Annotated in this window: 22 protein-coding genes; 21 read left to right on the forward strand and 1 reads right to left on the reverse strand. The window is 51.4% G+C overall.

The features are described 5' to 3' along the window. The first annotated feature begins 129 nt into the window (after positions 1–129). From M3194_RS26785 to M3194_RS26800, 4 genes are all read left to right on the forward strand, one after another. Positions 130–1,302: a galactokinase gene (locus M3194_RS26785; protein WP_251657180.1), complete on the forward strand. Its 1,173-nt coding sequence runs from the start codon at positions 130–132 to the stop codon at positions 1,300–1,302. Between the two features lie 38 nt (positions 1,303–1,340). After that, positions 1,341–2,330 (forward strand): UDP-glucose 4-epimerase GalE, encoded by a 990-nt coding sequence (gene galE / locus M3194_RS26790; protein ID WP_251657182.1) that lies wholly within the window; start codon positions 1,341–1,343, stop codon positions 2,328–2,330. A gap of 36 nt (positions 2,331–2,366) precedes the next feature. Further along, positions 2,367–3,956: a UDP-glucose--hexose-1-phosphate uridylyltransferase gene (locus M3194_RS26795; RefSeq protein WP_251657183.1), complete on the forward strand. Its 1,590-nt coding sequence runs from the start codon at positions 2,367–2,369 to the stop codon at positions 3,954–3,956. A 338-nt stretch (positions 3,957–4,294) separates the two neighbouring features. Then, entirely contained in the window at positions 4,295–4,765 is a 471-nt protein-coding gene (locus tag M3194_RS26800; RefSeq protein WP_251657184.1) for a hypothetical protein, read from the forward strand. Between the two features lie 236 nt (positions 4,766–5,001). Here M3194_RS26800 and M3194_RS26805 read toward each other — a convergent pair whose 3' ends face one another. Beyond that, entirely contained in the window at positions 5,002–5,229 is a 228-nt protein-coding gene (locus M3194_RS26805; protein WP_251657185.1) for a DUF1128 domain-containing protein, read from the reverse strand. A 155-nt stretch (positions 5,230–5,384) separates the two neighbouring features. Here M3194_RS26805 and yyaC point away from each other — a divergent pair, with 155 nt between their 5' ends. From yyaC to M3194_RS26890, 17 genes are all read left to right on the forward strand, one after another. After that, positions 5,385–5,897, forward strand: a complete 513-nt coding sequence (yyaC, locus tag M3194_RS26810) for a spore protease YyaC (RefSeq protein WP_251657187.1) — start codon at positions 5,385–5,387, stop codon at positions 5,895–5,897. 154 nt (positions 5,898–6,051) lie between these two features. After that, positions 6,052–6,894, forward strand: coding sequence for an alpha/beta fold hydrolase (locus M3194_RS26815; RefSeq protein ID WP_251657189.1), 843 nt, complete (start codon positions 6,052–6,054; stop codon positions 6,892–6,894). Between the two features lie 33 nt (positions 6,895–6,927). Further along, positions 6,928–7,572 (forward strand): DUF6483 family protein, encoded by a 645-nt coding sequence (locus M3194_RS26820; protein ID WP_251657190.1) that lies wholly within the window; start codon positions 6,928–6,930, stop codon positions 7,570–7,572. Positions 7,573–7,605: 33 nt separating this feature from the next. Next, entirely contained in the window at positions 7,606–8,787 is a 1,182-nt protein-coding gene (locus M3194_RS26825) for a class I SAM-dependent methyltransferase (RefSeq protein ID WP_251657191.1), read from the forward strand. Between the two features lie 106 nt (positions 8,788–8,893). Then, complete coding sequence (locus M3194_RS26830) at positions 8,894–10,573, forward strand: histidine kinase N-terminal 7TM domain-containing diguanylate cyclase (RefSeq protein WP_251657297.1); 1,680 nt, start codon at positions 8,894–8,896, stop codon at positions 10,571–10,573. Between the two features lie 144 nt (positions 10,574–10,717). Next, positions 10,718–11,803: an HD-GYP domain-containing protein gene (locus M3194_RS26835; protein WP_251657192.1), complete on the forward strand. Its 1,086-nt coding sequence runs from the start codon at positions 10,718–10,720 to the stop codon at positions 11,801–11,803. An 89-nt stretch (positions 11,804–11,892) separates the two neighbouring features. After that, complete coding sequence (locus tag M3194_RS26840; RefSeq protein WP_251657193.1) at positions 11,893–12,255, forward strand: hypothetical protein; 363 nt, start codon at positions 11,893–11,895, stop codon at positions 12,253–12,255. A 184-nt stretch (positions 12,256–12,439) separates the two neighbouring features. Continuing rightward, positions 12,440–13,312, forward strand: coding sequence for a YitT family protein (locus tag M3194_RS26845; protein ID WP_251657194.1), 873 nt, complete (start codon positions 12,440–12,442; stop codon positions 13,310–13,312). A gap of 24 nt (positions 13,313–13,336) precedes the next feature. Next, on the forward strand, positions 13,337–14,383 hold the full coding sequence (gene thiL / locus M3194_RS26850; protein ID WP_251657195.1) for a thiamine-phosphate kinase: 1,047 nt from the start codon (positions 13,337–13,339) through the stop codon (positions 14,381–14,383). Between the two features lie 16 nt (positions 14,384–14,399). Beyond that, positions 14,400–14,900, forward strand: coding sequence for a tRNA (adenosine(37)-N6)-threonylcarbamoyltransferase complex ATPase subunit type 1 TsaE (tsaE, locus tag M3194_RS26855; RefSeq protein ID WP_251657196.1), 501 nt, complete (start codon positions 14,400–14,402; stop codon positions 14,898–14,900). After that, positions 14,887–15,708: a tRNA (adenosine(37)-N6)-threonylcarbamoyltransferase complex dimerization subunit type 1 TsaB gene (gene tsaB / locus M3194_RS26860; protein ID WP_251657197.1), complete on the forward strand. Its 822-nt coding sequence runs from the start codon at positions 14,887–14,889 to the stop codon at positions 15,706–15,708. The genes tsaE and tsaB overlap by 14 nt, the downstream gene beginning before the upstream one ends. Beyond that, positions 15,708–16,193 carry a ribosomal protein S18-alanine N-acetyltransferase gene (gene rimI / locus M3194_RS26865; protein ID WP_251657198.1) on the forward strand — a complete coding sequence of 162 codons (486 nt, stop codon included), beginning with the start codon at positions 15,708–15,710 and terminating at the stop codon, positions 16,191–16,193. Before tsaB ends, rimI begins: the two co-directional genes overlap by 1 nt. Further along, positions 16,187–17,236, forward strand: coding sequence for a tRNA (adenosine(37)-N6)-threonylcarbamoyltransferase complex transferase subunit TsaD (gene tsaD / locus M3194_RS26870; protein ID WP_251657199.1), 1,050 nt, complete (start codon positions 16,187–16,189; stop codon positions 17,234–17,236). Before rimI ends, tsaD begins: the two co-directional genes overlap by 7 nt. A gap of 883 nt (positions 17,237–18,119) precedes the next feature. Beyond that, complete coding sequence (locus M3194_RS26875; RefSeq protein ID WP_251657201.1) at positions 18,120–19,661, forward strand: 2-isopropylmalate synthase; 1,542 nt, start codon at positions 18,120–18,122, stop codon at positions 19,659–19,661. A 259-nt stretch (positions 19,662–19,920) separates the two neighbouring features. Further along, positions 19,921–20,235, forward strand: coding sequence for a hypothetical protein (locus M3194_RS26880; protein ID WP_251657203.1), 315 nt, complete (start codon positions 19,921–19,923; stop codon positions 20,233–20,235). Beyond that, the gene (locus M3194_RS26885; protein WP_251657204.1) at positions 20,232–20,573 is read left to right on the forward strand and encodes an ATP-binding cassette domain-containing protein; all 342 of its coding nucleotides are present in this window, start codon (positions 20,232–20,234) and stop codon (positions 20,571–20,573) included. The genes M3194_RS26880 and M3194_RS26885 overlap by 4 nt, the downstream gene beginning before the upstream one ends. Positions 20,574–20,607: 34 nt before the next feature. Further along, the gene (locus M3194_RS26890; RefSeq protein ID WP_251657205.1) at positions 20,608–20,961 is read left to right on the forward strand and encodes an ATP-binding cassette domain-containing protein; all 354 of its coding nucleotides are present in this window, start codon (positions 20,608–20,610) and stop codon (positions 20,959–20,961) included. Positions 20,962–20,995 lie beyond the last annotated feature (34 nt).

Consider the following 20,995-nt stretch of genomic DNA (forward strand, 5'->3'; position numbering starts at 1 on the left):
GCCTTACTAAAAGTCACATAAATCCATGTGAAAAGCACTTTGCGCCATTTTGCTCAGGAGAGGCTTGCGTTATACTGAGATTGAACAAACGGCTTCAAAAATTATACAAAAAAGGACTGTTGCAAGCATATGGCATCTATCCAACAGCTTACACAACAATTTATACAGCAATTCGGCGGAGAAGCCGCTGAGATCAAAGCTTTTCACGCACCAGGACGCGTTAACCTGATTGGCGAGCACACCGACTACAACGGCGGTTATGTATTCCCCGCAGCACTGACTTTCGGAACAACGCTTCTTATCCGCAAGCGCGACGACCGCCAGCTTGGCCTCGCGACAACAAATTTCCCTTCGTCAAAGTCGCTTGCGATTGATGCGATCGCATATGATGAAGCGGATGACTGGATGAACTATCCGAAAGGGATCGTTTACGAGCTGCAGCAAAAGGGTATTACATTCAGCAGCGGTTATGACCTGCTCTTCCATGGCGAGATTCCGAACGGCGCAGGCTTGTCCTCTTCGGCATCGATCGAGGTTGTAACAGCTTACGCTTTGCTTACGATGGAAGGCAAACCTACGGATACGGTCGAAATCGCTCTTCTGTCCCAGAAATCGGAGAATGAATTCAATGGCGTGCAATGCGGCATCATGGATCAATTTGCTGTCGCAAACGGCAAGAAGGATCATGCGATCCTGCTGATGTGCGATACGCTCGAATATGAGCTTGTTCCATTCCAATCCGGCGCTTACAAGCTTGTGATCGGCAACACGAACAAACGCCGCGGACTTGTCGATTCCGCTTACAACGAACGCCGCTCTCAATGCGAGCAGGCCGTGGTTGACCTCCAAGCCGCATTCCCTGAGCTGAAGCTGCTTGGTCAAATTAACCTCGAGCAGTTTAACGCGAGCAAACACTTGATCAAAGATGAAGTCGTACGCAACCGCGCACAGCATGTTGTGGAAGAGATCGACCGCGTGCTTCGCTCGATGGATGCCCTTAAGGCAAATGATCTGACGGCATTTGGTCAATACATGAACGGCTCGCACGACTCTCTCCGCGACTTGTATGAAGTAACGGGTCCTGAGCTTGACGCAATGGTTGCGGCTGCGCGTCAGGTTCCTGGCGTACTTGGCTCGCGCATGACAGGCGCAGGCTTCGGCGGCTGCACCGTATCGCTTGTTCACGAAGACAGCATCGAACGCTTCAAGGAAGAGGTAGGGCGCCAATACACAGAAGCAACGGGACTTACGCCTGACTTCTACGTTTGCAGCATCGGCAACGGCGTAGAACAGCTTCAATAAATTATTTCAAATAACATAGAGAAAGTGGGATGAGGAGTATGGCAGTATTAGTAACCGGAGGAGCGGGCTATATCGGTTCGCATGCCGTAGCCGCACTTGCAGAGCGCGGAGAGGAAATCGTAGTAGTCGATAATCTGCAGCAAGGTCACCGCGAGGCGGTTGTTGAAGGCAAGCTGTACGTAGGCGACCTTCGCGACGCAGCATTTATGGATACGGTATTTAAAGAAAACAAGATTGACGCAGTTATTCACTTTGCAGCAAACTCGCTGGTTGGCGAGAGCATGACTAACCCTGCGAAATATTATCACAACAATGTTTACGGCACCCTGTGCCTGCTGGAGAAAATGATCGAGCATGACGTTATGAAGATCGTCTTCTCTTCTACGGCCGCAACTTACGGCGAGCCCGAGAATGTGCCGATCGACGAATTTGACCGCACGCTTCCAACAAACACTTACGGCGAAACCAAGCTGGCGATGGAAAAAATGATGAAGTGGTTCGATGTCGCTCATGGCCTCAAATACGTATCCCTTCGTTACTTCAACGCTGCAGGCGCTCATGCCAGCGGCAAAATCGGCGAAGATCACAGTCCTGAAACCCATCTGATTCCGATCGTGCTTCAAGCAGCGCTTGGTCAACGTCCGCATATCTCGGTATTCGGCGATGATTATGCAACGCCGGACGGTACCTGCATCCGGGACTACATCCATGTCAGCGACCTGGCCGATGCCCATGTCCTTGCGGTTGATAAGCTTCGCCGCGAAGGAGCGGAAAGCTCGATCTATAACCTCGGCAACGGCCAAGGCTTCTCCGTCAAAGAAGTGATTGAGATTGCCCGCAAGGTGACTGAGCGCGAGATCAAAGCGGTTATCGAGCCTCGCCGCGCAGGCGATCCTGCTACTTTGGTCGCATCCTCGGCGCGTGCCCGCCAAGAGCTCGGCTGGAATCCGTCGCGCGCTAACCTTGAAGATATCATCCGCAGCGCATGGAACTGGCATGTCAATCATCCTAACGGCTATAACGGCTAAGCTGCCGGTTAGGAGCGGAAAGGAGATTTACACATCATGACAGTCAAAGAAGATACAACAGTTACCGCAGCGGAGGCTCTCGTCCTGATCGACAGGCTTGTCCAATTTGCCCTTCGTCAAGGGATGATCGAACCGCTTGATGTGAACTATTCCCGCAATGCTTTGCTGGATCTGTTCAAGTTCACGGAGCCCCATGAGGGAGAGATTCCGGAAGAAGAGCTGGACAGTCCGGTATCTCTGCTTGAACCGCTGCTCGATTACGGGTATACGATTGGCTTGATCGAGGACAATATTCTAACGTTCCGCGATTTGCTGGACGCCCGCATTATGGGACTGCTCATGCCGCGTCCTTCCGAGGCTGCGGCGGCTTTCCGCCGTACAACGGCAGAAGCCGGCATCAAAGCGGCAACGGATGCTTTCTACAAGCTGAGCATTGACTCGAACTACATCCGGATGGACCGCATCCGCAAAAACAAATACTGGCTCCACGAAACCGAGCATGGCGAGCTCGAGATTACAATCAACCTGTCGAAGCCGGAGAAAGATCCGAAGGAGATTGCGCTGCTCAAAACCTTGCCGCAGGCACATTATCCGAAATGTCTGCTCTGTGAGCAGAACGTCGGCTACGCCGGCCGTGCCGATCACCCGGCACGCCAGAACCTGCGCGTATTGCCGCTGACGCTGGACGATCAGCAATGGTACTTCCAGTACTCGCCGTATGTGTACTACAACGAGCACAGCATTGTGTTTAAAGGCGCCCATGAACCAATGGTCATCTCTCATGGAACCTTCAAACGCTTGCTGGACTTCGTTGAGCAGTTCCCGCATTACTTCATCGGCTCAAACGCCGATCTGCCGATCGTTGGCGGCTCGATCCTGAGTCATGACCACTTCCAGGCAGGACGCCATACCTTCCCGATGGAGAAGGCAAAAGCGGTAGCCTCGTTCTCGGATCCGTCCTTGCCGGGTGTAAGCTACAGCATCGTGAACTGGCCGATGACCGTCGTACGGGTGAACGGCGCATCCAAAGAGGATGTTCTGAAGGCCGCAAGCCGGATGCTGGATGCTTGGCGCGGATATAGCGACGAAGCTGCTGACGTGCTTGCATTCACTGCAAACGGCGACGGAACGCTTACTCCCCATAACACGATCACTCCGATCGCGAGACTGCTTGACGACGGTGCTTACGAGATTGATCTCGTACTCCGCAACAACCGGACAAGCGAGGAGCATCCGATGGGGATCTTCCATCCGCATCAGCACTTGCATCATATCAAGAAAGAAAATATTGGCCTGATCGAGGTTATGGGTCTGGCTGTATTGCCTGGCCGCCTGAAAGCCGAGCTCGAGCAGATTGCTGCTTACCTGACCGGCGAAACAGCCGCGCTTCATAACGAGCTGCACAGCGCGGAGCATCCGCTTCGTCTCCATGCCGAGTGGATTGAATCGCTGGTAGCCCGCTATGGCACATCCTGTTCGGCTGAACAGGCACAAGCGATTGTGGAGGGCGAGACAGGTGCGAAATTCTCCGAGGTGCTGAAGGACGCAGGCGTGTTCAAGCAAACGGAAGAAGGCCATGCCGCATTCCAACGTTTCCTGGCTGAATTTGGCCTAAAACCAGCTTAATAATGAAGTGTAAGCCGTCGAATTTGCCCAATGGACATTTACGACGGTTTTTTTGCCCATAGCATTTTTATGAGAAATATAACCAAAAATCAATTTGGCGACTTTAAACGCGGCCGTTTATCTTCGAGATGCTGCGATTCTCCTATGAGGATTGTGCAATTATTTGAAATATGTAAAGAAATTAATTTGTAAATCGAAAAAAATTATGGTATTTTTTATATGAAAATATAAACTATTCGCAATGTTATATTTTTAATGAAAGATATGTGTACTTTTTGATAAAGGGGAAAGTTAACGCTTATCTGGAACATTCATTTCAGGTTAACGGAGGGGTCAATATGCCGGAAGCAATTATGCCTTTAGATGATTTCTTGCAGTTGAATGCCGAGGAGCAGATCGAGAAGCTGAAGCGTTGGAAGATGGATTACACGCTGAAGGATATCCGTGAAGCTTGGAATTTCAAGCATTCGGCGCAATATTATATGCTGCTCAAGAAGCTGCGTATTTACGAACGCGTTGTTAATAAATCAGACAAGTTTTATCCGATGCAGGACCAGCTGCTGGTGCAGCAGGGCGGTTCCAAGGAGCGTGCCTGGAGAGGCCGTACGACGTTTGCTGCGCAAGAGGAACAGCCGGCGGACCGTTTCAATTATCAGTTGAATACAGCGCTTACAGGCTCGGAGCTGGCAGAAAAGCTGGAGCGTCTGGCATTCTTCCTGAAGGGCGAACAGAAGCAGGTTCAGATCAGCTTAACCATCGAATCGGCAGATGCGGGGGCATCGCCTGATTCCGAGGAAACAAACGAATAAGACAACAAGGGGAGCTCTGATTGGGATAGGAGCTCTTTTTTTGTTTATTGAACATATGTCTAAAAAATTTCTAGTTAATGGCTGTTAGTGGTAAAGATTGTAATTACAGCTGTTACTTTATGTGTAAAATTTGCATAAAGCTAGGACCGTGGGCATCGTCCTTAAGTCGGATGAGCGCAAAAAAGAAGCACCGGCAGGCTCTCTGGAGTCTGCCGGTGCTTCTTCGTTGCCGTATTTTATTTGCTGCGCAGCTTGCCAAGCTCCGACACGAGCGCTTCTACTTCGCTGATGCTGAATTTATCCTTGGACGCAACAACTTCATATAGGTCGCGGATATCCTCATATTGTTCAACGCGGAAGTGGGAAGCCTGCATCGCTGCCGCTGTCGCCATTCTTAGCTTTGTCTTGATGGTTTCGATCATAAATTCCACGTTCTGCTGGGTTGGTTCTTCCAGATTGACCATGATTAGTCCCCTCTCCATGTTCGGTTAGTCTTTATCATTCTCGCCATTGTAACATATTTCGCGCATCCCATGCCTGTAAATTGAACCATGCCGCTTAATTCGGGTACAATGAAGGTAACTCTCATTCGCACGAACAACATAAAGCAGGTGTTTACATGTTAGGGAAGACAGGCGAAGCAGCAAAAAATGGGCCGGACAGCCTGCAGTCATTTCTGACCCAAGTCGCAGCGAGACACCCTGACCGCAGCCAGGTCGTATTCGTATGTATCGGCACGGACCGTTCCACCGGGGACAGCTTTGGCCCCTTGTTAGGCTCCAGGCTGGAGGAACGAGGCTGGCCTCATGTCTTCGGCACGCTGAAGCAGCCTTGTGACGCTAAGCGTTTTGAGGAGGCGCTTAAGCAAGCCGCAGAGCATGAGGTTGTTATAGCCGTTGATGCCTGCCTGGGCAAGCCGCAGTCCGTTGGAGGATATATTACTGCAGAAGGGCCGCTTACGCCCGGTCAGGCGACAGGTGCAAGATTGAAGGCTGTTGGCGATTACAGCATCGCCGGAGTCGTGAATGCCAGCAGCCATAAGCCATACATGACGCTTCAGACCACATCGCTGTACACCGTGATGCAAATGGCCGACACCGTTGCGGAGCTGGTGGATCAAGCCTGGAAATGATTTTACAAAGTGAATGCTTACGAAGCAAGAATCATCATAAACAGCGGAAACGCTGTTTCTGTGATAATTCTTTAAGTGAATGCTTACGAAGCATGAATCATCATAAACAGCGGAAACGCTGTTTGTGTGATAATTCTTTTTAGGAGGGCCCAAAATGACTCAATTAACCATCGCCAATCAAACGATCACACTGTCAAACGGCGTTTCGTTAGCTTATTACGATTCCGATCCCCAAGGAGCAGATACAGCTCAGTTAAACAAACCGGTTGTTGCGCTCCTCCATGGCTATTGCGGAAGCTCGGCCTATTGGGAACAGGTTATAGAGCCGCTCTCCGCCGCGGCCCGTATTATTGCATTGGATTTACGCGGACATGGCCGCTCATCCGGGGAGACCGGGCCGGAGGAGACGAACGCAATGGAATTGTATGCAGACGATCTTGCCGCCATGCTTGACCAACTGAAAATAAACAAGGCATGCGTCCTCGGCCATTCCCTTGGCGGTTACATAACGTTGGCTTTTGCCGAGCGCTATGAAGAGAAGCTGTCAGCCTTTGGACTTGTTCATTCTACGCCGCTGCCGGACAGCGAAGCGGCGAAGGAGAATAGAGACAATGCGGTGGCGGCCATTAAGAAGGACGGCGTTGCTGCCTTTGTGGAAGGTCTTGTTCCAAAGCTTTATTCCCCGGACAATAAAGTCGCTATGCCGGATCGGGTAGAGCGTTCTATCGCGATTGGCAAAGGAACTAGCGCGGCCGGAGCAATTGGCGCAGCCAAAGGCATGAAGATCCGTCCGGACCGTACAGAGGTCTTGAAGAAAGCCTCTCTGCCCGTGCTTCTCCTTGCCGGTGAGCATGATCAGATTATTCCGGCAGAGCGCACCTTTGCTGTTGAGGGACCGAATGTAACCCGGGAGCTGCTTGCGGAAGCCGGGCATATGGGAATGACCGAGCGTCCGGGTCCATTCGCGGAAGCGTTACTTCGTTTTATTAAATTCTAAAACGCTTGGTTTATCATGAGGGGAGGGAACAAGATGTTTCGTCGCGATTATTTGATGAACATGATTGAGCAGATGACCGAAGCGGTCGGACACTTATTGCAGTTGAAAAAGGAGCTTAAGCATCAGGAGGCGTTGCTCGTAATCGACGAGCTTCTGGATAAACGGTTTGGACTGAGCGGTAAGCTGATCCGGTCCTTGTCCGACAAGGATTTGATGGCGGTACTGACCACTAACGGCGTGATTGAGACGGATAAAATACAGGCCATTGCGGTAACTCTGAAGCAGGAGTCGGAGGTGCATGCCGAGCTTGGCAACGAAGATGCAAGCTTTGTATCCGGTCTGAAGGCGCTGCAGCTCTTCATGCGTCTGTCGCTGGTTGGAGCGGAGCCTACGCTTGTGAACCCGTCGAAGGAAGCCGAGCAGCTCCTTGAGCAATTAAAGGCTTATGAGCTGCCGGACCATGTCAAGCTGCTTCAGGCGGAATGGCTGGAAGGAGAGGGACACTTCGCCCGGGCCGAGGATGTACTTTATGAGCTTATGGAGGACAAGGCGGTTACCAAAGAGGAAGTGGAAGCTTACTACCGGCGTCTTCTGTACTGTGCGGACGAGAAGCTGGAAGCTGGCGGACTGCCGCGCGAGGAAGTCCAGCATGGACTGGACTCGTTGATAGCCAATTAATGAAAGCATTGATCTATAGGAGTGACTAACAGCATGACAGAAGAATGGCAGCAGCAAATAATAAAAGTAGTGGAAGCGGGGGAACTGCTGCAGGGAACGCTTAGCCAGCTGCGGCGCAAGGACAGCGCGGCTGCTCCGAAGACCGTTGTGCGGCCGGTTCAATTGAAGAACGGGCTTCATATGCAGTTCGAATACCACTACAGCAATAAAGTAACCCATGATAATGTAAAGCCCGAGCTCGCAGGCAACAGAATCGTCGAGCTTCTGGAAGGCGACTACAAGCAGGCTTTATTCAAAACGCCAAACGCGGATATTCAGATGCTGTTTAATAAGAAAGGGAAGGCTACTATGCTCAGCAAGCCGCCGACCGGCAGCAATAAGGCTGCCGCGGATCTGCAGCATAACCGCCAGAAAAACCGCATTTTGGCTGAAGGAACGGCTGCCCCTTTCCTGGTGGAGCTTGGCATTATGACGAAGGAAGGCGCCGTACATGCGAAGAAGCAGGATAAGTACAGGCAGATCAACCGTTTCCTCGAAATGGTGACGGATGTGCTTCCTAGCCTTCCGAAGGACAAGCCGCTTACCATTGTAGACTTTGGCTGCGGCAAATCCTATTTGACCTTTGCCCTTTATCATCTGCTCGCCGTTGAGCAGAAGCGTGAAATATCCATTATCGGTCTGGATTTGAAGGCAGATGTCATCGCGTTTTGCCAGGAGCTTGCGGATAGGCTTGGTTACGACAAGCTGAAATTCCTCGTCGGGGATATTGCCGATTACGAGGAATTGAATGCAGCCGATATGGTCGTAACGCTCCATGCCTGCGATACCGCAACGGATGCAGCGCTTGCCAAAGCCGTGAAGTGGGGGGCGTCAGTCATTATGTCCGTGCCTTGCTGCCAGCATGAATTGTTCCGGCAGGTTGAGAGCGAGGTGTTGTCTCCGATTCTGTCGCAGGGGCTTCTGAAGGAACGTTTCTCCGCGCTCGCTACGGATGCGGCACGCGGTAACCTGCTTGAGGTGCTTGGATATAAAGTGCAGATGCTGGAGTTTGTTGATCCTGAGCATACCCCGAAAAACCTGCTGATCCGCGCTGTTCGCAGCGGTCAGGGTGCCTCGAAGGAGAAGTGGGAGCAATATGAGCAGTTCCGCAGCTTCCTGCAAATTTCGCCTTCCTTGGAGCATATGCTTTCGGACCTTTGGCCTATCCCATCCTGAAAATAATAATCGAAAAGTCCTATGGAAGTAATTGTCGATTGAAATAACATTTGCTACAATGGCAATAGATGGAATGTTAATGGATGGGTGAACCGTATTGGAATCGATGATGTGGCTGGATTTTAGCATGTTCCTCGTATTGCTCGGTTTGTTTTTTTACGTGTTTGCGGTTGGTACCATTACCGTACTGCACAAAATTTATTTTGCCCTGCATCTCGTGTTGATGGTTTGGCCGCTGACTCAGTTTATAGCTCAAACGATGCCTGGTTCCTCATACAGGCTTTTTTATCTTTCAGGCTCTTATGTAGGACTGTCTCTCGTTGGCGTATGCTGGTTTATTTTTGTAGTATTCATGACGGGACAAGCCAAGGTCATACGTTTTGGAAGGATTGTGATGCTGGCCATTCCGGCCCTTCTGTCCGTAGTCGGCGTCATAGCCAATCCCAATCATATGTTCCTGGCCATTAATGAACAGCTTGGGACCAAGCAGCTTCAAAGCGGACCTTTGTTCTGGTTCATGATCGTTCAGCTGTTCTCGTATATTCTCGTATCGCTTATTGTGATGGGCTATACCATTCGCCGGGCGGCATCCGTCCGGCACCAAATGCTCGTCAGGACAGCGATGATCGGCGTACTTGTTCTTGTCTTGTTTGGACTTGGCGATTTTCTCGTTAATATTATTTTTATCGATTATTTTTCCTCTTATTTCTCCATCTTCTCAGTAGGGATTACCTTATCTGCTGTTTACCTCGTGCATGCCATTACCAGACACCGTGTATTCGACATCATTCAAATTGTGCAGCGCGACGTTATGAATACGATCTCGACGGGCATTATTGTACTGGACGAAAGCGGGATTGTCCTTGAATTCAATAAAGCGATGAAGCCGATTGTGAAGCTGAAAATCGGAGAAAGGTTTAACCCTGAAGCGCTTGGTATTCACCTTCCTGATCCGATTCGCGAGGAATTCGACGATTTTCTGAAGCTGCAGAAAGAGCGGCCGATGGAGCGGCAGGAGCTGGAGATCGCGCTGCATAGCGACGGCGATTACCGTTATATCGTGATGCAGTCCGCACCTATTCTAAGCCAGAAGAAGAAGGAGCTGCTCGGCCGTCTCTTAACCTTCCATGATGTAACCGAGCTGCGGTTGCTGGTTGACGAGACCAACTCGCAGAACGAGCTGCTGCAGGAACGGAATCAAGAGCTGCTTAAGATGCAGGAAGAGCTGTTCCAGGTGAATAAGAAGCTGGAGTACATGGCGATTACGGACGGATTAACGGGCTGCTATAATCGGCGGTATTTGCTGCAGCAGCTAGAGCATGAGCTCGCGGTGAACGTGCAGTACGGCATTCCTTTTTCGATCTTCCTCTTTGATATCGATCTATTTAAGTCTATTAACGATAGATACGGCCACCTTGTTGGTGATGAAGTGATCTGCGCGACTGTTGAGGCCGTAAGAGGCACGCTGCGCGCAGCCGATATCCTTGCCCGGTACGGAGGCGAAGAATTTACGGTGTATCTGCCGCATACCAACCGGGAGCAGGCGGATATTATCGCGGACATGGTCAAGGAATCCGTCGAACAAAATGTGGTCAAGACGGGGCATGGCAATCAGTCCGTTACCGTGACGATCAGCATGGGCGTCGTTTCGGTGGAGCAGTTCGATCGGCAGGCGCTTGATGATCCAAAGGCCTTCTTGAGAGAGCTGCTGGCACAAGCGGATTCGGCCTTGTATGAAGCAAAATATAGCGGGCGCAACCGTATCGTTAAGCGGAAGCTCGCCTGACAGAAAGACTCGGCATTTAAGGGATATACGCCTTTGCATGCCGAGTTTTTTTGTATTAGTGATAGATTTCCTTCCATGATAGTAAGTCCATCCTATATCTGATAAAATAGCTTCGTACTAGTATGATTGAAAGAGGAATGAGCGATGAGAAAAGTGCAAATTGGATCGGTCAAACCTGGGGACAAGCTTGCTAAACCGATATTTCAAGATAATGGACGGGTTCTGCTTGGTGAGGGTGTAGAGCTGAGTGAACGATATATAAATCGGCTTCAAAATTTAGGCGTGGATATTGTTTATATTGAAGATGGCATGACGGAGGATCTTATCCCCGAGGAGACGCTTCGGGATGAGACCCGCAGGCAAGCCGTAGAAGCAATCTACAAGACGATGAATACCTTTAAGGATCAGTCTGTAGTCATGAAAGGCCGGGCGATCGCGCCGGATTTGGGCCGGACCTTCCGCAATGTGTTTGGTCAGATCATGACGGATTTGACGGCAAGGCCAAACATGATGGTGAATCTGACCAATATTCACGTGGCAGACGCGTATTTGTTCCATCATTCGGTGAATGTGGCCATGCTAGCCGGGGTGATGGGAATAGCAAAGGGCTATAACCGCAATCAGCTGGAGGAGCTTGGCATCGGCGCGCTTTTGTTTGATATCGGGATGACCAAAATTCCGCAAAAGCTAATTGAGAAGGAAGGTCCTCTTACGGCCGATGAAAGGGTTGTTATGGAGAGCCATACGAAGGAAGGCTTTGATATTTTGCGCAAATATCATGATATATCCATCGTGTCCGCGCATTGCGCGCTCCAGCATCATGAACGTTACAACGGCTCGGGTTATCCCCGCCAGCTGAAGCGGGATGAGATTCATATGTATGCCCAGATTGTAGGGATTGCGGATGTGTATGATGCGCTCACTTCTCCAAGACCGCACCGCAAGCGGTATACGCCATCGGAGGCGATCGAGTTTTTGTTTGCTGCCGGCAATACTTACTTTGATTTCGATCTGATCAAGCTGTTCTGCAAGCATATCTCCATCTATCCGGTGTCTACGACTGTACTGCTGAGCTCCGGTCAGGTTGGCGTGGTATCGCTTAACAGCGAGCTGGCGCTGCATCGCCCGAGAATCCGGATTATCCGCGAGGCTGACGGCAAGGAGCCTGCTTCGCCTTATGATTTGGAATTAAAGGATGAGCTTCATCTGACTATCGTGAAGGAATTGTAATTGGACGGCAGCTAGTAGGGTTGTAACCATACCAAGCTATCACTCTCCGAATATCCTAATAAAGAATTAGGAGGGAGGGTGGAGACAGTATGGCTGCTAGAATAAAACCAACTTTAATAAGTCCTTCCAAAGGCAAAGGGAAAGTGATTAAAAAAGCCGCAAAATTAGCTCCGCTGCAAACGGGTCCGATCTTTAGCCGTTTAACGGTAGTATGGGTGAATGAAAATGGCGTTGCGTTTGATACATCGGCAGGTTATTTTGCCAGGTTGTTCAGAGGAACGACTATTGTTTCAACATCCAGCTTTGATCGGTTTGGCGTAGTCCGCTTTAATAATATTACAACACTTACAAACTCTATTTTTACAATCCGGATCTATCGGATCTCTGACGGAGCCTTGTACCGTACCAGAACGATCCCGTCCGGTGTAGAGACATTTGCCGTAATCGGCTAACCGGTAATAATCCGGCGACTTCGTTTCGCATAAACGGAGGCGCCGGATTTTTTTAATATTTTGCTCTATCGGACAAGTTTCGCGGGAGATTGATATATTCTGCATAGGCTGGTCTTTGAATATCTTGTTTATTAAGGTAAAATAATCGTAATTAGCGAGTTCGGGGGGAGGAACAAGCTTACATATGCCAAGTCACTCACAGCACTTAAAGCTGCCTAAGCTGGAAATTCTGCGCCGGGTATTGTTTATTACGCTTGGAGCGGCACTTGTTTCCGTGGGACTTGAGATTTTTCTGGTTCCCAATCACATTATTGACGGCGGTATCGTCGGGATTTCGATTATGGTATCCCATTTGTCCGGACTGCCCCTTGGTATTTTCTTATTCCTTTTGAACCTGCCATTTCTAGTGCTTGGCTACAAGCAGATTGGCAAAACCTTTGCGATGTCTACCCTGTACGGGGTAAGCGTCATGTCGCTTGGCACGTTCCTGCTTCACCCGGTTCCGCCTCTGACGGAAGAATATTTCCTGGCTTCCATATTCGGCGGGGTTATTCTGGGCATTGGCGTCGGGATCGTTATCCGGTTCGGCGGATCTTTGGACGGAACGGAGATTATTGCCATCCTGTTCAATAAGCGTCTTCCTTTCTCGGTTGGCGAGATCGTCATGTTCTTTAATCTATTTATTCTTGGCAGCGCAGGGTTCGTGTTTGGCTGGGACCGCGCTATGTATTCTCTGGTGGCTTACTACATCGCTTACAAGATGATTGATATTACGATGGAAGGCTTCGAAGAATCGAAAGCAGTCTGGATCATCAGCGATGAAGCCAAGGAGATTGGCTCCGCCATCATTGACCGTCTCGGGCGGGGCGTGACCTATCTGCATGGGGAAGGCGGCTTCTCCGGCGGGCAGAAGCGAATAATCTTCTGTGTCATTACGCGTCTGGAAGAAGCGAAAATGAAGTCGATTGTTAATGATCTTGACCCGTCTGCGTTTCTTGCCGTTGGCAACATCCACGATGTGAAGGGCGGCCGATTCAAGAAGCGGGATATTCACTAATAGGGATAGTAAGGAGATCAGGCAGTGGACGAATTTGCAAGCATCCGCCATTGGACGTCAGGGCGGCAAAGCGAAAGTTGGCAGCGGGAACGCGGAGTCCGTCTTGGCATTGGTGACGATGCGGCGCTTGTCGACCCTGCCGCTCCGATAGCCGGAGTAAGCTCGCCGTATGAATATGTCATGGCGATGGATACGATGGTAGAGACGGTGCATTTCAATGAGGTGACGATGTCCTACGAGGATATCGGCTATAAAGCACTTGCCGCGAACATCAGCGATATCGCCGCGATGGGCGGCGTGCCGCTGCAGGCGCTTATCTCGGTAAGCGTGCCGCGGCAGCTCGGGCCGGACCCCATGCGCCGGCTCTATGATGGGCTGTATGCCTGCGCCGGGCAATACGGCGTAGCTGTTATTGGCGGCGATACGACTTCTTCGCCGCAGCATCTTGTTGTCGCGGTGACGGTGACGGGAGCCGTCGAAGCGGGGAAGGCGCTGCGCCGGTCCGGGGCAAAGCCCGGCGACGCGGTAGTGTTGACCGGCCCCGTAGGCATGTCGGCGGCCGGTCTGCACTTTCTGCTCGCGCAGCAGGAACGCGGTGCGGATGCGCTCGCGGGAGAGCGGGCGGCGCAGCTTGTGCATGCTCACCGCCGCCCGTCGCCTTCGGTGCGGGCAGGGCGCCTGCTGCTTGCCCGGGGCACCTGTCATTCGCTTAACGATGTAAGCGATGGTCTTGCGAGCGAGGCTTGGGAAATCGCCGAGGCATCCGGACTTGTAGTCACGTTAGCGGAGCAGCGGCTTCCGCGCAGCGGCAGCATGGCGGCTTATGCCGGGGCCGCGGGAGTAGATCCGCTCGAGTGGATGCTGTACGGCGGCGAGGATTATGTATTGCTGGGCACGATGGAACAAAGTGACGCGGAAGCTGTACAGGCGGCCTTCCATGCGGAAGGGCTGCCCTTTTATATCATCGGGGAAACATCAGCCGGCACCCCGGCTGTCCAATTAATCCGTTCTACGGACAGAGGCGAGCAGAAGCAGCCGCTGGCTAAGCGGGGTTATAATCATTTTGAGTAATAAGCAGGTGAAGAAGATGACGAGCAGAGGACAAATTGTCCTGACCGTTCGAAGCGAACAAGAGACAGCGTTGCTTGCGCAACGGATTGCTGAGCTTGTTAAGCCCGGAACGGTTCTGGCGCTTGACGGAGATCTGGGGGCCGGCAAGACGACCTTTTCGCAAAAATTCGCAAAGGCAATTGGCGTAACCGACGTGGTGAACAGCCCGACGTTTACGATTATTAAAGAATACGAGGGGGCTTCCATGCCCTTTTATCATATGGATGTGTACCGCCTTTCCCTCGAGGAAGCGGACGAGCTGGGGCTCGACGATTATTTCTTCGGCAGCGGGGTTACGATTGTGGAATGGGCAAGCTTGATCGAGGAGCTTCTGCCGCCTGAGCGGCTGGAAATGTATATTGCGCATGAAGGCAGCGGGGGGCGGGTGTTCCGGATTAACGGAATAGGCGAACCGTATGCTTCGTGGTGTGAGGCGTTGAACGAGATGGGAGCAGGGAATAACGATGACAGAGCTTAATGACGGACCAATATTGGCTTTTGATACTTCAACGGCTGCGTTTGCGGCAGCGATATTAGAGAAAGGCCGCATACTGGGTGACACGCAGTCGCTGGCGGAACGGAACCATTCCGTGCACATTATCACGCATGTGAAGCAGCTCATGGAGCAATGCGGCGTAACGGCAAGCGATGTAGGAGCTATCGCGGTCGGAAGCGGTCCGGGATCCTATACCGGGATGCGAATCGCGGTTGCGGCAGCCAAGACGCTCGCTTGGGTATGGGGCAAGCCGCTTATCAGCGTATCAAGCCTTGAAGCGATTGCCTACGGAGGCTGGTATCACGGCGCAGGCATAGAGCTTGGAGCGGCTTCACCCGCAGATGCGGCGGAAGGCGAAGACTGGATTCTGCCCATTATGGATGCTCGGCGAGGACAAGTATATACAAGCGGATATGCGATGTCATCGAGCGGGTCGTGGAGCTGTTTTGCTGCAGACGGCGTACGGCTTATGCATGAATGGGTGGATCGCATTGCCGGCGAGGCAGCGGAGCTGCAGGGTCAATTGAAGCGGATATGGGTTATTGGCGATTTGGCTATTCATGCCGGCGAGGCAGAACGTCTCAAAGCTTTATGCGAGGACAACCTGACGAGTATCGAGGTCAATCTACTGTCTTATGAACTGGAAGGCCGCGCGATCGCCTGGCTTGGCCGTCATCGCCAGCTTGAAGGCAAATTTGCGGATACACATGGACTAACGCCTAACTACACCCAGCTTGCAGAAGCGGAAGTTAATCTGCGCGCGAAGCAGCAAGGGGAGGCGAAGTCCTGATGGTATCTGATCTTGTTTTCCGTTCCATGACGATGTCTGATATTCCTTCCATCGTTGCCATTGAACAAGAAGCGTTTGCAACCCCCTGGACACCGGAAGCGTTCAAGAACGAGCTGACGAGCAATATGTTTGCGCGCTATATGGTGATGGAACAGGATGGACAAATTATCGGCTACGGCGGCATGTGGGTCATTATTGACGAGGCTCATGTCACCAATATTGCTGTAAGCTCGGATCATAGAGGCCAAGGGCTTGGAGAGCGTCTGCTAAGCGAGCTGCAACAGACGGCCGCTTTTTTTGGCGCGAACAAAATGACGCTCGAAGTACGCGTGTCCAACGAGATCGCTCAGCGCTTGTACCGGAAGCTTGGGTTCAAGCCATCGGGCATCCGTCCGGCCTATTATTCGGATAATAACGAGGACGCGCTAATTATGTGGGCGGAATTGAACCGGTACCAGCCCACGGCAGAGGAGCAGGAATGGTGAGCAAAACAAATCAGGATGCCGTAATTCTGGCAATTGAAACAAGCTGTGACGAAACATCGGTCGCCGTCGTGCGCGGCGGTAAACATATATTATCGAATGTTATCTCGAGTCAAATCGAAGTTCATAAGCAATTTGGAGGAGTCGTCCCGGAGATCGCTTCGCGCAAGCATGTAGAAGTGATTACGCTGATGATTGAGCAGGCGGTGGAGGAATCCGGCCTGACGCTGCAGGATATTTCGGCGGTTGCCGTTACTCAGGGACCGGGGCTTGTAGGAGCTCTCTTGGTTGGCATTGTTGCAGCCAAAAGCCTTGCGATGGCGCTGGACGTGCCTTTTATCGGGACGCATCATATTGCCGGCCATATTTATGCGAATCAGCTTGTTCACGAGCTGGAGTATCCGTGCATGGCGCTTGTCGTTTCCGGCGGTCATACAGAGCTTGTACTGCTCGAGAGCGAAGGACAGTTCCGCATGATCGGGCGTACCCGCGATGATGCCGTTGGCGAGGCGTACGACAAAGTGGCCCGGGCATTGAAATTCCCGTATCCCGGAGGACCTCATATCGACCGGCTGGCTTCGGAGGCGGAATCGGTTATTGAGCTGCCCCGCGCGTGGCTGGAGCCGGATTCCTATGACTTCAGCTTCAGCGGGTTGAAATCGGCCGTTCTTGCCGTCATCAATCAGACGAATATGAAGGGCGAAACATTGAATGCCGGTGCGCTTGCCCGGGGATTCCAGGAATCGGTGATTGAAGTGCTCGTGGAAAAAGCGCTCCGCGCCGTGCGCGCATTTGGCGCCAAGCAGCTGCTCTTATGCGGCGGCGTAGCGGCGAATAAAGGCCTGCGCGCAGCTCTTGCCGCGCGTTGCGACAAGGAAGGCGTACCGCTGCTGGTTCCGCCGCATAAGCTGTGTACGGACAATGCGGCGATGATTGGAGCGGCAGCTTACTTGAAGTGGCAGCAGGGAGAATTCACTCCGCTCGACATGAAGGCGGAGCCGAATTTCTCGCTGGAGGGCTGGGCTGAGCCTTCCGTGCCGCAATAAAGAATATTTTTTTCTTGGAATTGACAGAATATTTGTTGGGGAATATAATGGGTACCAATAGTTCAAACTCCATACTGTGCAAACGCAAAGAACAGGAGTAGTAAGGTTGATCCGGGTTTAGAGAGCTGCGGGAAGGTGCAACGCAGTCGAAGGATACCTGAAACTCGCCTGGGAGCGGAGCAGCGGAAATTAGGCTGGCCATGGACAGCCCGCAAGTACGCCGCTACGGTTAACCCCCGTAAAAGGGTGCGCATTCGTCAACATCCGGAGTTGGCAATGTGCCTAAGGTGGGCATTCGTTTGGCTGCGGTTAGCAGCAAATGATGTCAACAAGGGTGGTACCGCGCAGGTTAATAATAGCCTGTCGTCTCTTGAATTCAAGAGGCGACAGGTTTTTTGGTGTCTTTGGACTAGTTTTGGCAAGGTAAAGGCAAGATGATCACTTACGAATAAACACACGGAAATTCATATACAAAACGCTGGGAACAGGATTAGTAAAGCAATGAAGCGGGTACACGGCGCGAGAAGATCAGGGTTAGCCTGAACGATCGCTGCCGCAGAGAGCTGCGGGTTGGTGCGACGCGGTCGAAGCTTAAGCTTGAACTCACCTGGGAGCGGAATGATGGAGGCCAGGGACTGCTCGAAGAGAAGCAGTCAGTATGCGGCGAGTACATCGTTACGGATACCTCCGTCATCGGGTGTTCAAGCGGGTCGGACCTGCATGAAGCTTAAGTTTTGGCTTGCCGCAGAAGGCTTGCGGCCGCTTCATGAAGGTCCGGCCAATGAGAGTGGTACCACGGCAGCTCACTTACGAGCCTGTCGTCTCTTACAAAGAGACGGCAGGCTTTTTTGCATTCAAAAACACATAAACGGAGGGTTTACCCATGAAAAAAATTCAAATCTTTGATACAACTTTACGTGACGGCGAGCAATCGCCCGGAGCATCGATCGAGCCTGAGCGCAAAATTATTATCGCTCGCCAGCTGGCAAAACTGGGCGTAGACATTATCGAACCGGGCTTCGCGATCTCGAGCCCCGGCGAATTTGCAGCCATTCAGCAAATCTCGCGCGAGCTGCAAAACGTCGAAATCTGCGGCTTTGCACGTGCGGTGAAGGTGGATATCGATGCGGCCGTCAAGGCTACGCAGGACGCCGCAAAACGGCGCTTGCACCTGTTCATCTCCTCTTCGGATATTCATTTGAGCCATCAGATCCGCAAGACGCGTTCGGAAGTTATTCAGATTGCAAGGGACATGATCTCTTATGCAAAGCAGTTTGTAGACGAGATTCAGTTCGCGGCGATGGATTCGACCCGATCGGACCGGGATTTTGTTATTGAGCTGGTAGAGGCGGCCATTGAATCCGGGGCAACGATCATTAATTTGCCGGACACACTGGGGTATGCGCTGCCAAGCGAGATGGTGGACCTGTTTACTTCGGTTCGCCAGCAGGCGCGTGGCGGAGACAAGGTCCGTTACAGCACGCACAATCATAACGATCTGGGCATGGCGGTAGCCAACAGCCTGGCGGCGGTTCAAGCCGGGGCAACGCAGGTTGAGGTTACGGTTAACGGTGTCGGCGAACGGGCGGGCAACTGCTCGCTCGAAGAACTGGCCATGTTGATCGAGACGCGCAAATCGGCGCTGCAGATCGAGACCCATATTGAACAAAGCGAGATATATACAACTTCTCATATGGTCAGCCGCGCGATGCATTATCCGATCGCTTATAACAAGCCGATTGTCGGGCGCAACGCGTTCCAGCATGAATCCGGCATCCATCAGGACGGCTTGCTGAAGGATCGCAGCACCTACGAGATTATGGATCCGGAAGCAATGGGGATCTCCCGCAGCATGATTATTCTGGGCCGCCACTCCGGCCGTCATGCCATTAAGCATCGTTTGTCGGAATATGGAATTAATGTTGCGGATAACGAGTTAAATGATGTCTATAACCAATTCAAGCAAGTAGCGGACGAGAAGAAAATCGTCACCGATGACGAGCTGATCCGCATCGCCGGCGAAATGACCGAGACGCAGCCCGATCCATACAAGCTGGTTGATCTGCAGGTGTTGGCAGGCAGTCAGAAGTCCAGAATCGCTTCCGTGACGATACGCGAAAGCGACGACGGCGTCGAACGTTCTTACTCCGGCATGGGCGAAGGACCGTTGGAGGCCGTTATTCACTGCATACAGCAGGCGATTCCGGTGGCTGCGCAATTCGAGGATCTGGAGCTGCATTCGTTATCGACGGGTGAGGACGCCCATGGTGAAGCGGTCGTGAGCATTATTATAGAAGGCGAGAGGTTCCGCGGTACATCCATCCATAAAGATATCATTTATGCAGCTGCCCAGGCTTATGTGGGTGCCTGCAATCAAGCGGTAATGACGGGCAGGAAACGGGTCATCGAGGAAAATGCCGTGTAACCCGAATGGTTATCCACAAAACCAAACGTTCTGTGCATAAGAGGGAAAAACCGGATAAATACAACCTTTTCCCTGTGAATAAAATTGTGAGTGTTTCGTGGATAGTTTTTGCACAGCCCCCTGTGGATATTGTTGATAACGTGGATAAAATTACGGACAAGGAAGCTTTTGTAAGTAATTAGTGACATTAACCTTTACAAATCAAGCTTTGTTATCGACAGAATTAACTAACAATTTGCGTTTTTATGTGGATAAACATGTGGATAACGTGGACAGTTACCCCGAAAGCACGTTTTTTGTGCTTTCGGGGCTTTTTTATGTTTTCGAAGCTTTTTATGTTTTTCACGCTTTTGTGCTTTCGGGGCTCTTTTTATGTTTTTCGTGGCTTTTTTATGTTTTTGAAGCTTTTCGCGATTTTTGTCGTTTCGGGACTTTTTGCGTTCCCGCAATAAAATTGCGTGATACTGCAATACGGTTTTCGGTGAAAACACTTTCAGTTTCAGGTAAGGTTAAATTACTAGATAACGTTCCGGCGAATAGGCATTCCGGCCTGAATGGAGGAGAACTGAAGTGAAATTAGAGACGGTCATTCAAGTAAGCTCAATCTGCAAATGTTATGGTCCGTACAACGCATTAAATGAGGTCTCCTTTGAAGTAAACAGAGGCGAGCTGTTTGGTATTATTGGGACCAGCGGGTCAGGCAAGACAACCTTGCTGGAGATGCTGATGGGGCTTCGCAGACCGGATGAGGGCACCATAGAAGTGCTTGGCATGGATGCCATCATGGAGGCCAAACAGCTGAAGGAATATATCGGCATGCATATGTACAGCAATTCGCTCGTAGACAATCTGACGGTTCGCGAGGCGCTGGAACTGTTCCAAATCGTTCTACATCAGGCAAAAAGATATTGATTCCATTATTGCGGATCTGGAGCTGGAGCCTTACGTGAATAAGCCGGTTAAACGGCTGTCAGGCGGCTGGCAGCAGCGTATTGCGCTTGCTTTCGCGCTAGTGAATGATCCCGATATTATATTCTTGGATGAACCAACAACAGGGCTCGATAAGCAGGCGAGAGCAGACTACTGGGCGCTGCTTATGAAATTGAAGAGCCAAGGGAAAACGATTGTAATGGCTTCCCATGACATGGGGGAAATGCAACGAAATTGCGATCGTATTGCGGTGCTGCGCAAAGGAGATATCGTCAGATGCGATTCTCCGCAGCAGCTCATCTCCCAAATTCCAGAGGGCTGTTTTACGATGGAGGGTGTGTACGTCCATTTCGCTTACGCGGGAATGTGACCTAACCTGAATGATCCGGCCTAGTTTGAAGGAG

The organism is Paenibacillus glycanilyticus, assembly GCF_023715145.1.
In the GTDB taxonomy this organism is placed as follows: Bacteria; Bacillota; Bacilli; order Paenibacillales; family Paenibacillaceae; genus Pristimantibacillus; species Pristimantibacillus glycanilyticus_A.